The organism is Sphaerisporangium sp. NPDC049002 (genome assembly GCF_040649355.1).
Lineage (GTDB): Bacteria > Actinomycetota > Actinomycetes > Streptosporangiales > Streptosporangiaceae > Sphaerisporangium.
In genome coordinates this window covers 51,846-64,439 of sequence record NZ_JBEZFH010000002.1, presented here as the reverse complement: position 1 = coordinate 64,439, position 12,594 = coordinate 51,846, and the positions used below count along the sequence as shown (strand labels likewise).

Here is a 12,594-nt window from a genome sequence, read left to right as displayed (position 1 = left end):
CGGCGCGGCCGTGGCGTGTCGTCGCGTGGCGTTGCCTGGCGTGGCGTGGACGGTCACACGTTGAAGCGGAACTCCACGACGTCGCCGTCGCGCATCACGTAGTCCTTGCCCTCGATGCGGGCCTTGCCGGCCGACCGCGCCGCCGCCAGCGACCCCGCCTCCACCAGGTCGTGGAAGGAGGTCACCTCCGCCTTGATGAAGCCGCGCTGGAAGTCGGTGTGGATGACCCCCGCCGCCTCCGGGGCGGTGGCGCCCTTGCGGATGGTCCAGGCCCTGCTCTCCTTGGGCCCGGCGGTGAGGTAGGTCTGCAGGCCGAGGGTCTCGAAGCCCACGCGGGCGAGCTGGGTCAGGCCCGACTCCTCCTGGCCGACCGACTGGAGCAGCTCCAGCGCCTCGTCGTCCGGCAGCTCGACCAGCTCCGACTCGATCTTGGCGTCCAGGAACACGGCCTCGGCCGGGGCGACCAGCTCGGAGAGCCGGGCGCGCAGGGCCTCGTCGGTGAGCTCGTCCGCGTCGAGGTTGAAGACGTACAGGAACGGCTTGGCCGTCAGGAGGTGCAGCTCGCGCAGGTCGGCGAGGTCGAGGCCCGAGGCGTAGAGCGTCGTGCCGCCGTCGAGCACCTTGGAGGCGGCCTCCGCCGCTTCGAGCGCGACCTTGCGGTCCTTGTTGAACTTCGCCTCCTTGGCGAGCCGGGGCAGCGCCTTCTCGATCGTCTGGAGGTCGGCGAGGATGAGCTCGGTGTTGATCGTCTCGATGTCGCGCCGGGGGGAGATCTCACCGTCGACGTGGGTGACGTCGGGGTCGGTGAAGACCCGGATCACCTGGCAGATCGCGTCGGTCTCACGGATGTTGGCGAGGAACTGGTTGCCCCGCCCCTGCCCCTCGGAGGCGCCCTTGACCAGGCCCGCGATGTCGACGAACTCGACCTTCGCCGGAAGGATCTTGGCGGAGCCGAAGATCTCGGCCAGCTTGCCCAGCCGGGAGTCGGGCACGCCGACGATCCCCACGTTGGGCTCGATGGTGGCGAACGGGTAGTTCGCCGCTAGAGCGTTGCCGCTCTTGGTCAACGCGTTGAATAGCGTGGACTTGCCGACGTTGGGCAGGCCGACGATGCCGATGCTCAGGCTCACGTTCGCCGAGTTTACGGTGCCCCAGCCGTACGGCGGACACGCGCGGGGGCCGTCCGACTGGAATCATGCGGGAGGTGGACGTCATGGCACTCGCCTTCCAACTCGCTGTCGGACTGGCCGCGGGCCTGGTCATCGGCTTCTTCCTCGGCCGGGCGCGCGCGATGGCCAGGGCCTCGGAGGCCGAGGGCAGGGTCGCGCTGGCCGAGGCCCGGGTCCAGGCCGCCGAGGACAAGGTCGCCTACGTCGAGGAGCAGATGACCCAGCGCTTCCAGTCCCTGTCCACGCGGGCTCTGGACGTCAACAACCTGCGCTTCCTCGAACTGGCCGAGAGCAGGCTCTCGGCGTCCCGCGCCGACGCCGCGGGCGACCTGGAGCAGCGCAGGCAGGCCGTGGAGAACCTCGTCGCCCCGCTGAGAGAGACCCTGGCCAAGGTGCAGGACCAGCTCCGCGACAGCGAGACGGGCAACCGCGTCGCCCAGGCCGAGCTGGGCAAGCAGATGGAGTTCGTGCGGCACAGCTCCGAGCAGCTCAAGACGCAAACGACGGCCCTGGTCAGGGCGCTGCGGCGGCCGGAGGCACGCGGGCGCTGGGGAGAGCTCCAGCTCCGCAGGGTCGCCGAGATCGCCGGCATGGCGAGGTTCTGCGACTTCGACGAGCAGGCGAGCGCGATGACCCCCGATGGGGTCGTACGGCCCGACATGGTGGTCCGCCTCGCGGGCGGCAAGAACATCATCGTGGACTCCAAGGTGTCGCTCGCGGCCTACCTGGAGGCCGCCGAGGCCGGTGAGAGCGACATGCAGGAGGCGCGGCTCGACGCCCACGCCCGCCACGTGCGCGACCACGTCGACAGGCTGGCCGCCAAGGCCTACTGGCAGGCGTTCACCCCGGCGCCCGAGTTCGTCGTGCTGTTCATCCCCGGCGAGGCGTTCCTCGCCCCCGCGCTGGAGCGCGACCCGGGCCTGCTGGAGTACGCCATGAACAAGCGGGTCCACATCGCCACCCCCACCACGCTGATCACCATGCTGCGCACGGCCCAGTACGCCTGGCAGCAGGAGGCGCTGAGCGAGAACGCCCGCGCGGTCTTCGACCTCGGCAAGGAGCTCTACGAGCGGCTCGGCGCCATGGGACGCAACGTCGACGCGGTGGGCAAGGCGCTGAGCCGGGCGGTCATGGCCTACAACAAGACGGTCGGCTCGCTGGAGAGCCGCGTGCTCGTGAGCGCGCGCAAGCTGAACGACCTCGGCCTGGTGGACGGCGCGCTCCCCCAGCCTGAGCTCGTCGAGGAACTGCCCAGGCGGCCCTCCATGCCCGAACTGGTCGGCGAGGACCCCGGGGAGCCGCAGCCGCCCGGCGACGCCGGGGAGCCCCATCGGGAGCCGCAGGGACCGCCGGGGGCAGAGACCCCGCAACCGCAGGGTGAAGAGACGGCAAGCCCGTTCCCGGCCCCGCCTCCGAACGGTAAGTTGGCGCGAGACTTGTCGTAGGGCCAGCCTGCCGGCCGTGAGGCCGCCGACCAGGCTCGGAGGGGGCGACAGTGGTAGCAAAGGAGCAGGCGCGACCGGGAGTCAGGCTGACCGCCCGGGGTGCCATGGCGCTCATTTTCGTGATCACGCTCCTGTCCGAGGTGACCGGGTCGACGACGATCATCGGTCTCGTCTTCTCCGCCGCCTGCCTGGCCGCCGTCTTCCTCGTACAACCACGCGACCTGCTGTCCCTTGTGGTGACGCCGCCTCTGATCTTCTTCGCCGCGACCCTCATCAGCGCCGTCGCCGGCGCGCTGGGAGCGCCGTCGATCGTCCAGGCGCTGGGCCTCGGCCTGGTCACGAAGCTGTCGGCGGCGGCGCCCTGGCTGTTCGGAGGCGCCGCGCTCGTGCTCGCCGCCGCCTGGTTCCGCGGCCTGCCCGCGAACGTCAGCGATCTCCGCGCCGACCTGCGCGCGAGCCGCCCCGCGCCCAAGCGCAGGCAGCCGGGCGACGACCAGCCCTTCGCTCCGGAGCCCGAGGGCTATTTCGAGCCCCGCGTGTACGGGTCCCCGAGGGAGCAGCACGACTGACTCCCCGGCTAGGCCGCCCGTAGACCTGCCGAGCCGAGCGTGGATCCGAAGATGGAGTCGCTGAGCGTGCCGGAGCTCGCCGTACGGCTGCGCGCGGCGCGGGCCGGGGTGGTCGCCGTGGACGGACCGTCCGGGTCGGGCAAGACGACGCTGGGCACTGCGCTCGCGGGGGAGCTGGGGGCGGCGCTGGTCCACATGGACGACCTGTACCCCGGCTGGGACGGCCTGCGGGACGGCGTCGACCGGCTCGTGGAGTGGGTCCTGCGCCCGCTCTCCGAGGGAAGGCCCGCCCGCTGGCGCCGCTACGACTGGGCGCTCGGGGCTTACGCCGAGTGGCGCGAGACGGCCCCCACGGAGGTCGTGGTCGTCGAGGGTGTCGGGACCGGGGCTTTGGCCGCGGCGCCGTACGTGTCGTTCCTCGTCTGGACCGAGGCGCCGCTCGCCGTACGGAAGGCACGGGCGCTGCGCCGGGACGGCGAGGCCTACCGCCCGCACTGGGAGCGGTGGGCACGCCAGGAGCGTGCCTACTTCGCCGCCGACGGCGTACGGGCGCGCGCCGACGCGGTCGTCGGCACCGCCCCCGAGGCGGACCCGCGGTACGCGGAAGGCTGACCGCCGCCGGCTGGGCGGGTGCGACCACCCGCCTTCAGGCCCGAACGGCGGCCGGTGGGTCAGCGGGTGGTGGCGCGAAGGTCGCGGCGGAGCTCGTGGGGCAGGGCGAAGCGCACGCTCTCGGCAACCGACTCGACCTCCTCGACGTCGCCGAAGCCGTGCCCGGCCAGGTGGGCCAGCACCGCCTCGACGAGCTCCTCGGGGACCGAGGCGCCGCTGGTGACGCCCACCGTGGTGACGCCGTCGAGCCACGCGTCCTGGATGAAGGAGGCGTTGTCCACGAGGTAGGAGGCGTCGGCCCCGGCGTCCTTCGCGACCTCGACCAGGCGCTTGGAGTTGGAGGAGTTGGTCGAGCCGACGACGATGACGAGCTGCGACTCGCGGGCGATCTCCTTGACGGCGATCTGGCGGTTCTGCGTGGCGTAGCAGATGTCGTCGCTCGGCGGGTCGATGAGGTTGGGGAAGCGCTCCCTGAGCCGTGTGACCGTCTCGTTGGTCTCGTCGACCGACAGCGTGGTCTGGGAGAGCCAGACGAGCCGCTCGGGGTCGCGCACCTGGACGGCGCCGACTCCGTCGAGGCCGTCGACGAGCTGGATGTTGTCGGGGGCCTCGCCCGCGGTGCCCTCGACCTCCTCGTGGCCCTCGTGGCCGATGAGCAGGATGTCGTAGTCGTTGGCGGCGAACCGCTTGGCCTCGTTGTGCACCTTGGTGACCAGCGGGCAGGTGGCGTCGATGGTCTTCAGGGACCGCCGTGCGGCCTCGTCGTGGACGGCCGGGGCGACGCCGTGCGCGGAGAAGACGACGATCGCGCCCTCGGGCACCTCGTCGGTCTCCTCGACGAAGATCGCGCCACGCTCCTCAAGGGTCTTGACCACGTGGGTGTTGTGGACGATCTGCTTGCGGACGTAGATCGGCGCGCCGTAACGCTCCAGAGCCTTCTCGACCGCCTGGACTGCTCGGTCGACACCCGCGCAGTAACCGCGCGGCTTGGCCACCAGGACACGACGGGGTGTGGAGGTCTCCGGAATCATGTCCTCAATGCTATGCGCTCGCGGATTCCTTGCCAGCCTCATGCTCGGCATCCGTAAACACGCACTGTTTATCTGCTTTCCTATGCTTGAGGGAGTGTGCGACCGCCCTGTCCGTCCTCTCCTTGTCCTCATGCGGCACAGTCTGGCGAGGCTGGTCGTCCGATATCAGACCCTCTAGGGAGCCGGTATGTCAGTGACCGACATCGTCCGCACCATAGCCAAGACCGTCACCCATCCGAGCGAGCTGAAGGAGAAGGCCAAGGAGCTGCCCCTCAACGTGCTGCAGACCGCGCTCACCGGGGTGGGTCAGGCTCTGATGCTGGGCGACCGCATCCGTACGGGCCTCAAGCGGCTGCTGAGCGAGGACGAGAGGGCGGCCTCCGAGGTGCGGGCGGCCGGTGCCCCGGCGGCGGCGCCGGTCGTGGCCGAAGACCGGGAGGAGAAGCCGGCGAGGCGCGAGCCGGTCATCTTCGCCCCCCGTCCGAGCACGCCGAGTGACAGCCTCAACGGGTCCACGCCGAAGACCGAGCCGGCCGTGACCGTCCCGCCCACGCCGCCGGCCCCCCAGATGAGGCCCGCACCGGTCACGCCCGAAGCCACCGCCACCAAGCCGGAGGCCGCGCCCGCCGGATCGAAGGCCAAGGCGGGCACCGCGGAGCCCAAGCCCCGCACGCGGAAGCCCAGGGCCGAGGCGGGCAAGCTGGCCGAGGCCGTCCAGAACGGCGTCGCGCCCGAAGCGACGACCCCCGCGAGCGCGCCGTCCGCGGCCCCCTCCCCGGGCGACGCACCCGCGGCCTCCCCCGCCGGCACGACCTCGACGCTCGCCGAGCCCCTTCCCGGCTACTCAAGCCTCACCATGGCGTCCCTGCGCGCCCGGCTGCGCGGCAAGTCCGCCGAGCAGATCCGGTCGCTGATCGAGTACGAGCGGCAGACCTCGGCCAGGGGCGACATCGTCCAGATGTACGCCAAGCGCCTCGCCAAGCTCGAAGCAGGGGAATAGCCGCGGATGGTTTGTAGGCTGCCCGCATGACGGCCAAGACCTCACCGGAGCAGCCACTGCCCATCCGCTCGGTGTTGCAGATGGTGGCGCAGTGGATCGGCAAGCTCGGCACCGTCTGGGCCGAGGGGCAGATCACCGACCTGTCCTCGCGGGGCGGCACGGTGTTCCTCACGCTGCGCGATCCGGTCGCCAACGTGTCCGCCCGCGTCACCTGCCCGCGCAACGTGTACGAGGCGACGGTGCCCCGGCCGGTGGACGGCGCGCGAGTGGTCGTGCTGGTCAAGCCGGACTTCTGGGTGAACAGGGGCTCGTTCGCGTTCACCGCCCTGGAGATCCGCCCGGTGGGCATCGGCGAGCTGCTGGCCAGGCTGGAGCGGCTCCGGCAGATCATCGTCGCCGAGGGCCTCGCCAACACCGATCGCAAGCGCCGCCTGCCGTTCCTGCCGGGCACGATCGGCCTCATCTGCGGGCGCGACTCGGCCGCGGAGCGTGACGTCCTGGAGAACGCCCGCCGCCGCTGGCCCGCCGTGCGCTTCAAGGTCGAGACCGTCGCCGTCCAGGGCCCGTACGCCGTGGGCGAGGTCACCGACGCTCTCCACAGGCTCGACACCGACCGCGAGGTCGACGTGATCGTCATCGCCCGGGGCGGCGGCTCCCTGGAGGACCTGCTGCCGTTCTCGGACGAGTCGCTGGTGCGCGCCGTCTCGGCCTGCCGTACGCCGGTGGTCAGCGCCATCGGCCACGAGCAGGACAACCCGCTGATCGACCTGGTGGCCGACGTCCGCGCCTCGACGCCGACGGACGCGGCCAAGAAGGTCGTCCCCGACGTCGGCGAGCAGCTCGCCCTGGTCGGCCAGCTGCGCGACCGGGGGCGGCGCGTGGTGGTCGGCCGGCTCGACCGCGAGGCGTCCTGGGTCGCGGCCGTACGCTCCCGGCCCTCGCTGGCGGACCCCGTCCGCGAGATCGAGCGGCGGGCGGAGCAGGCCGAGAGCCTTCGCGACAGGGCACGCCGCTGCCTGACCTCGTCCCTGGACCGCGCCGAGGACTCCCTGGCGCACGTGCGCGCCCGCCTGGTCACGCTCTCGCCCGCGGCCACCCTCGAACGCGGCTACGCCATCGTGCAGCTTCCCTCCGGTGAGGTCGTACGGCTGGCGTCGAGCGTCAGGGCCGGCGAGGAGCTGAGCGTGCGGTTCTCCGACGACCGCGTCGACGTCACGGTGGCGAAGCCTTCGGCCTGAGGCGTCTGGGGCCATGGCTGCCAATAGGGTGGGTGACGTGGCTGAGGAGAAGGCTGAGACCCCGTCGTACGAGCAGGCCCGCGAGGAGCTGACCGAGGTGGTTCGGCGGCTGGAGACGGGCGGCCTCACCCTGGAGCAGTCGATCGAGCTCTGGGAGCGTGGCGAGAAGCTCGCCGCCATCTGCGAGGAGTGGCTCCAGGGAGCCAGGGTCAGGCTGGCGGCGGCGATGGCCCGCCGCGAGGAGCCGGGCGCCGAGCCGGAGAACGCCCCCTTCTAACCGCCCTTCACGACTTCCAGCGGTTTTTCACCACGCGGAGTGCTCCTTCACGACGCGGAGTGCTCCTTCACGACGCGGCGGGCTCTTTCACGACGCGGCGGGGCTCGCCGTCGACGGCTGGGTGGGCTCGATCGTGGAGCTCCCCCTGGGCTGGGCCTTCAGGGAGCCGGCGAGCCGCGCCAGCTCGTCCCATTCGGCGAGGCCGGTGACGACGATCGTGACGCCGGACTGGAAGCTGACCAGCGAGCGCTGGTTCTTGTCGGGGCGGAAGCGCTCCTGCCAGGTCTGCCCGTTGATCTGCCGGGTGCCCGTGACCTTGTCGCTGTTGGCGAGCCGGTTGGCGAAGTCCTGGCCGGGCTGGTCGCTCTGGGCCAGCAAGGCGTGGGAGCGCTTGGCCGTCGCGAACCCCAGCCGCCAGGTGACGTACGGCTTCTCCTCGACGGTGGAGCTGTTCGGCACCCAGCCGGCGGGGACGGGCTCGGGGACCCGCACCTCGTACGGCGCGACGCGGCGCAGGTTGGCGAGGGTGATCGAGTAGTCGACCCTGGGGATGTGCTCTTCGCGGCTCTGCGGCGCGATCAGCAGGAAGACTCCGACGAGCGCCAGGCAGACGAGCACGGCGAACGCGTATCCGTAGAAGCCCTCGGTGAATCGACGCACAACCAGCGAGAATACCGGCCGGGAAGGGCGGCCCGAGACGCGCGGCCCCTACGGGCGCCGGATCCGGGCGATGATCGTGAGGACGTCCTCGGCGAGCCGCCTGGAGGCGGTCACGTCGTCGGACAGCGCCACCTCGGACACGGCGGCGGCCAGCGCGCCCGTGACGACCACCACCAGGGCTCCCCTGTCGTCCTCGAACAGGGCGGCGTTGCGCCGCGCCCACTGCCGCATGCGGTCGCGCATGATCACCTCGAAGCCCGGGGGCCCGTCTCCGCGCAGGAACAGCGCGGCGAGCTCGCGCTCGTCGAAGCACCCTTCGAGGTAGGCGCGGGCACCGGCGATGAACAGGCGCATCGGGTCGGACTCGCCCTCGGTGCGCGCCGCCTGGACCGCCTGCTTGGTGCGCTGGGTCTGACGGGTCTGGAACTCGTCGAAGAGCGTGAGGTAGAGGTCGGCCTTGCCGGAGAAATGGTGATAGAGGCTGCCGACGCTGGCCCCCGCACGGGAGACGACATCGGTGACCCCGGCCTCGGCGAAGCCCCGTGTGACGAATGTCTCCCTGGCGGCGTCCAAGAGGGCGCCGCGCGTGGCGGCGCCGCGCTCGGAGGTGCGCACAGTCACGGGCCGTTCCGTGTCGCTGCTCATGCAGGTGACAGTATCCCTCCGTCGGCCGCGGAAGTGGGACAACTACGATCGTTGGAGTCGGCTGGATTAGAAAGCGCGGAACCTGGTAGGTCCAGTACAGGGCGTCCCGATCGCCGATCGTACGAATTAGAGGGGCTTGTAACCATGTCGGAGCAGACGTCCGTACCGCCCGCGCTGGCCACAGAAGACCGCGCGCCCGATCGCAACCTCGCTCTGGAGTTGGTCCGCGTCACCGAGGCGGCGTCGATGGCCGCGGCACGCTGGGTGGGCCGGGGCGACAAGAACGGCGCCGACGGCTCGGCGGTCAACGCGATGCGACAGCTGATCAACACGGTCTCGATGGACGGTGTCGTGGTGATCGGCGAGGGCGAGAAGGACAACGCCCCCATGCTCTACAACGGCGAGCGCGTCGGTGACGGCAGCGGCGCCGAGTGCGACGTCGCCGTGGACCCGATCGACGGCACCCGCCTGACCGCGCTGGGCATGCCCAACGCCATCTCCGTGATCGCCGTGAGCCCGCGCGGCTCGATGTACGACCCGTCGGCGGTCTTCTACATGGACAAGCTGGTGACCGGTCCCGAGGCGGCGGACGCGGTGGACATCGACGCTCCCGTTGCCGCCAACGTCGCCGCCGTCGCCCGCGCCAAGGGATGCTCGCCGTCCGACGTCATGGTGGTGGTCCTCGACCGGCCCCGCCACGAGCGGCTCGTCAAGGAGATCCGCGAGACGGGGGCGCGCATCAAGTTCATCACCGACGGCGACGTGGCCGGCGCGATCATGGCGGCTCGCCCGGACACCGGCGTCGACCTCATGCTCGGCGTCGGCGGCACACCCGAGGGCATCATCGCGGCGTGCGCCCTGAAGTGCCTCGGGGGTGTGATCCAGGGCAAGCTCTGGCCGCGTGACGACGACGAGCGCCGCCGCGCGCTCGACGCGGGGCACGACCTCGACCGCGTGCTGACCACCGACGACCTGGTGACCTCCGAGGACGTGTTCTTCGCCGCCTCGGGGATCACCGACGGGGAGCTGATGGCCGGCGTCCGCTACCGCAGCGGGGCGGCGGTCACGCACTCGCTGGTCATGCGCGGCCGTTCCGGCACCGTGCGCAAGGTGGAGAGCGAGCACCAGCTGTGGAAGCTCCGGGCCTACAGCGCGATCAACTTCGACACCGCCACCTGACCCCGGCCGGTCCTCGTGAGGACGTACGGCCCCTGAGACGCGGACGGCCGCCCTGCGACGCGGGGCGGCCGTGCGACGGCGAGCGGCGCCGGCTCCCGGTCAGGGCCTGTCGCGCCGGGTCCAGCCGCGTCTCGGCGGCTTCGGGACCTTCGCCACGACGTTGCCCATCATGATCATGCCGGTGATCTCGATCACGGGGGCGTCGGGAGGGGCGGAGTCCGGTACCCGGTTCTTCTTCCCTCCGAGGACGGCGGACGCGGGGATGTCCACGCGTACGCCCGCAGGGACGATCAGCGTGAGCGTCGCGCCCACCACGGTGGCCTGGACGGTGATGTGGCTGCTCTGGAGCAGCGCGTCACGCAGGTCGAGCGTGACGCCGGTGCCGACGGCCGTGACCGAGTAGTTCGAGGGCACCACCCAGCGGCCCTCGCGCTGCTCTGAGCGGAACAGCGCCATCACCGGCCGTCCGTCGGCGCGCAGCGGCTGGAGGTGCTCGGGCAGCAGGTCGGCGGTGAGGGAGGCCAGCTCGCCGAAGGTGCGGGCGTTGTAGACGGCCTCGACGCGTTCCTCGTGCTCGGCGTGGGTGAGTCTGCCGTCGGCCACGGCACTGGCCAGCACGGTGACCACGCGTTCGCGATCGGCGTCGGAAGCTCTCAGCTCGTGGGGAGCCGGGCCCTGCCGGTCGGCCGCCACGCCGTTGAGCACGCCGGACAGGAACTGGCGGAGGGCCGGTGCTCCCTGCCGGCTCCAACGGTCGTTCCAGCGGTCGTAACGCGGTCCGCGTTGGGGTTCCACGCCTCGACATTAACCCGCGAAGCGACCCGTGACGTACCCCTACCGCCATTACTTGGCGGAATACCACCAGGTACGAAGCACATCAGGACAGAAGATCCGTCAGAATTATCTGACTCGGCCGTTATGGCCGCCCCGCTCACCGGGGCCGCCGTGATGATCGCCGACCTGTTCGAGGAGGAGCCGACCGCGTGAGCTACCGGGACGATGCCGCTTTCTGGGCGTGCCCCCACGGGCAGGATGCCCGCCACGGCTGTGTCAGCTGCTATGAGGAGTCGGCCGATCCGGACCCCGGACTGCCTGTCTGGGACGTCGCCGTATGGTTCACCTCCGACCAGCCGATCCCGGTCAAGGCCCTTCAGGATGTCCACCGCCACGGCCGCCGGTTCCTGCTCGACAAGCTGTCGGCTCCCCGCATCTACCTTCTGACCGGCCACGCGAACGCCGCGGTGGGCGGGCAGGCCGTGGCCGGGGTCGTCGGCTTCCTGGTCCACAACCGGCACGTGGTGGACGCCTTCACCGTCCAGGACACCCGAGCGGTACGCCTGTCGCCGTCCTCGGACGTCCCGAGCGGCGAGAGAGTCTGGCCCTGAGCGAGCCGGCCCTGGGCGAGCCGGCCCTGAGCGAGCCGGCCCTGGGCGAGCCGGCCCTGGGCGAGCCGGCCCTGGGCGAACGGCGTCCCCGCGGGGCCATTGACCGGCGTGGGCCATGACCATACCCTGGCGAAACCTGAATTAGCCTCATGTTTCCCCTTCTCGGAGGCCGCGGTGCCTACCCCACGTGACCGGCGCGCCCGCCTCGCCACCTTCGCCGTCTTCTTCGTCCAGGGGCTGACGTTCGCCACCTTGCTCACCCAGGTCGCGGCCCTGCAGAAGAAGCACGGGCTCAGCGACGGCGAGCTGTCCATCCTGCTGCTGATCGTGCCCGTGATCGCGGGTGCGGGCAGCGTTCTCGCGGGGGAGATCGCCAAGCGGTACGGCAGCCGGGTGGTGCTCCGGATCGCCCAGCCGCTGGCCGGTCTCGCGGTCGTGCTGGCGGGGCTCGCGGCCACCGTCCCCGAGTTGGTCGCCGCGAACGTGCTGTTCGGCCTGTGCCTCGGCGCGGTGGACGCGGGCATGAACATGCAGGCCGTCACGATCGAGCGGAGGTACGGCAGGGCGATCCTCACCGGCTTCCACGCCCTGTGGAGCGCCGCGGCGGTCATCGGCGCGGTCTGGGCCTCGGCCGCCGGTGGCATGGGGCTGAACCTTCCCGTCACCTTCGCCGTCGCCATGGTCACCGGCGTCGCCATCGCCGTCGTCGCCGGTCCCACCCTGTGCGCCCCCGAAGAAGAGCATGTGCGACCGGCGGGACCCGCACCCGGCACGGACGTACCCGCTGGAGGCCGGTTCCCATGGAGGCCGATCCTGCCGCTGTGCCTGGCGATGGCCTTCCTCTACGTCGGCGACGCGTCGATCTCCAACTTCGGGTCCGTCTACATGGACAAGATCATGCATGCGTCCGCGGCGGTCGTCCCGCTGGCACTCGGGGCCTACCAGGCCACGACCTTCGTGGTCAGGGCCGGCGGCGACCTCGCCGTCCGCAGGTACGGCCCCGCCGCGATCGTCCGCATCGGCGGGGCGCTCGCCGCCCTGGGCTTCGCCGGAATCGTCGCCGCGCCGAACGAGCCGCTGGCCATCGTCGCCTTCGGCGTGACAGGGGTGGGCCTGTCCGTCGTCGCCCCTCAGTCGTTCTCGGCGGCCGGACGGCTCGACCCCGCCGGTACGGGCGTGGCGATCGCGCGGGTCAACATGTTCAACTACGTGGGCTTCATCGTGGGAGCGGCCCTGGTCGGCGGCATCGCCGACGCCGCCGACTACCAGGTGGCCTTCGCGGCACCCCTCGTCCTCGCCGCGGCCATCATCCTCCTGGCCCGCGGCTTCCAGCCGTCACGAGCCCTTCTGGCGCCGCGGCCCAGTGAGGCCTGAGCCCTGCACA

General features: G+C 71.4%; 14 protein-coding genes. 9 read left to right on the top strand and 5 right to left on the bottom strand.

Annotated features, from left to right (window positions below; translation table 11 throughout):
* Nucleotides 1-53 precede the first annotated feature (53 nt).
* Entirely contained in the window at nucleotides 54-1,130 is a 1,077-nt protein-coding gene (gene ychF, locus AB0B89_RS00975; RefSeq protein WP_358546179.1) for a redox-regulated ATPase YchF, read from the bottom strand.
* An 83-nt stretch (nucleotides 1,131-1,213) separates the two neighbouring features.
* Between ychF and rmuC the strand changes: the two genes are divergently transcribed.
* The 3 genes from rmuC to AB0B89_RS00960 are packed head-to-tail and all read left to right on the top strand — an operon-like array spanning nucleotide 1,214 to nucleotide 3,795.
* Complete coding sequence (gene rmuC / locus AB0B89_RS00970; protein WP_358546176.1) at nucleotides 1,214-2,614, top strand: DNA recombination protein RmuC; 1,401 nt, start codon at nucleotides 1,214-1,216, stop codon at nucleotides 2,612-2,614.
* A 50-nt stretch (nucleotides 2,615-2,664) separates the two neighbouring features.
* Entirely contained in the window at nucleotides 2,665-3,183 is a 519-nt protein-coding gene (locus AB0B89_RS00965) for a DUF6542 domain-containing protein (RefSeq protein ID WP_358546174.1), read from the top strand.
* Between the two features lie 51 nt (nucleotides 3,184-3,234).
* Nucleotides 3,235-3,795 (top strand): hypothetical protein, encoded by a 561-nt coding sequence (locus AB0B89_RS00960; protein ID WP_358546171.1) that lies wholly within the window; start codon nucleotides 3,235-3,237, stop codon nucleotides 3,793-3,795.
* A 59-nt stretch (nucleotides 3,796-3,854) separates the two neighbouring features.
* On the opposite strand, the gene AB0B89_RS00955 is transcribed toward AB0B89_RS00960, so the two are convergent.
* A complete protein-coding gene (locus AB0B89_RS00955; RefSeq protein ID WP_358546168.1) occupies nucleotides 3,855-4,826 on the bottom strand; it encodes a 4-hydroxy-3-methylbut-2-enyl diphosphate reductase in 972 nt (323 codons plus the stop codon).
* Between the two features lie 187 nt (nucleotides 4,827-5,013).
* Here AB0B89_RS00955 and AB0B89_RS00950 point away from each other — a divergent pair, with 187 nt between their 5' ends.
* From AB0B89_RS00950 to AB0B89_RS00940, 3 genes are read left to right on the top strand one after another with little or no spacing between them, the layout of a single operon-like run.
* Nucleotides 5,014-5,826 (top strand): hypothetical protein, encoded by an 813-nt coding sequence (locus AB0B89_RS00950; RefSeq protein ID WP_358546165.1) that lies wholly within the window; start codon nucleotides 5,014-5,016, stop codon nucleotides 5,824-5,826.
* Nucleotides 5,827-5,852: 26 nt separating this feature from the next.
* Entirely contained in the window at nucleotides 5,853-7,064 is a 1,212-nt protein-coding gene (gene xseA, locus AB0B89_RS00945; protein WP_358546163.1) for an exodeoxyribonuclease VII large subunit, read from the top strand.
* Nucleotides 7,065-7,077: 13 nt separating this feature from the next.
* Nucleotides 7,078-7,341, top strand: a complete 264-nt coding sequence (locus tag AB0B89_RS00940) for an exodeoxyribonuclease VII small subunit (RefSeq protein WP_358546160.1) — start codon at nucleotides 7,078-7,080, stop codon at nucleotides 7,339-7,341.
* An 87-nt stretch (nucleotides 7,342-7,428) separates the two neighbouring features.
* On the opposite strand, the gene AB0B89_RS00935 is transcribed toward AB0B89_RS00940, so the two are convergent.
* Both AB0B89_RS00935 and AB0B89_RS00930 read right to left on the bottom strand, forming a co-directional pair.
* Nucleotides 7,429-8,001, bottom strand: a complete 573-nt coding sequence (locus AB0B89_RS00935) for a DUF4245 domain-containing protein (RefSeq protein ID WP_358546157.1) — start codon at nucleotides 7,999-8,001, stop codon at nucleotides 7,429-7,431.
* Nucleotides 8,002-8,049: 48 nt separating this feature from the next.
* Nucleotides 8,050-8,646 carry a TetR/AcrR family transcriptional regulator gene (locus tag AB0B89_RS00930; RefSeq protein WP_358546155.1) on the bottom strand — a complete coding sequence of 199 codons (597 nt, stop codon included), beginning with the start codon at nucleotides 8,644-8,646 and terminating at the stop codon, nucleotides 8,050-8,052.
* Nucleotides 8,647-8,790: 144 nt separating this feature from the next.
* Between AB0B89_RS00930 and glpX the strand changes: the two genes are divergently transcribed.
* Nucleotides 8,791-9,825 carry a class II fructose-bisphosphatase gene (glpX, locus tag AB0B89_RS00925; RefSeq protein ID WP_358546152.1) on the top strand — a complete coding sequence of 345 codons (1,035 nt, stop codon included), beginning with the start codon at nucleotides 8,791-8,793 and terminating at the stop codon, nucleotides 9,823-9,825.
* A 99-nt stretch (nucleotides 9,826-9,924) separates the two neighbouring features.
* Here the strand turns inward: glpX and AB0B89_RS00920 are convergent, their stop codons facing one another.
* Complete coding sequence (locus tag AB0B89_RS00920) at nucleotides 9,925-10,620, bottom strand: DUF1707 domain-containing protein (RefSeq protein WP_358546149.1); 696 nt, start codon at nucleotides 10,618-10,620, stop codon at nucleotides 9,925-9,927.
* A 188-nt stretch (nucleotides 10,621-10,808) separates the two neighbouring features.
* Between AB0B89_RS00920 and AB0B89_RS00915 the strand changes: the two genes are divergently transcribed.
* The gene (locus AB0B89_RS00915; protein WP_358546147.1) at nucleotides 10,809-11,210 is read left to right on the top strand and encodes a hypothetical protein; all 402 of its coding nucleotides are present in this window, start codon (nucleotides 10,809-10,811) and stop codon (nucleotides 11,208-11,210) included.
* A gap of 174 nt (nucleotides 11,211-11,384) precedes the next feature.
* Nucleotides 11,385-12,584: an MFS transporter gene (locus AB0B89_RS00910; RefSeq protein WP_358546145.1), complete on the top strand. Its 1,200-nt coding sequence runs from the start codon at nucleotides 11,385-11,387 to the stop codon at nucleotides 12,582-12,584.
* The last annotated feature ends 10 nt before the right edge of the window (nucleotides 12,585-12,594 follow it).

Coding starts and splice junctions, on each gene's coding strand:
- glpX (WP_358546152.1), top strand. CDS start 8,791: ATGTCGGAGCAGACGTCCGTACCGCCCGCGCTGGCCACAGAAGACCGC.
- xseA (WP_358546163.1), top strand. CDS start 5,853: ATGACGGCCAAGACCTCACCGGAGCAGCCACTGCCCATCCGCTCGGTG.
- AB0B89_RS00960 (WP_358546171.1), top strand. CDS start 3,235: ATGGAGTCGCTGAGCGTGCCGGAGCTCGCCGTACGGCTGCGCGCGGCG.
- AB0B89_RS00950 (WP_358546165.1), top strand. CDS start 5,014: ATGTCAGTGACCGACATCGTCCGCACCATAGCCAAGACCGTCACCCAT.
- AB0B89_RS00930 (WP_358546155.1), bottom strand. CDS start 8,646: ATGAGCAGCGACACGGAACGGCCCGTGACTGTGCGCACCTCCGAGCGC.
- AB0B89_RS00940 (WP_358546160.1), top strand. CDS start 7,078: ATGGCTGCCAATAGGGTGGGTGACGTGGCTGAGGAGAAGGCTGAGACC.
- rmuC (WP_358546176.1), top strand. CDS start 1,214: ATGGCACTCGCCTTCCAACTCGCTGTCGGACTGGCCGCGGGCCTGGTC.
- AB0B89_RS00955 (WP_358546168.1), bottom strand. CDS start 4,826: ATGATTCCGGAGACCTCCACACCCCGTCGTGTCCTGGTGGCCAAGCCG.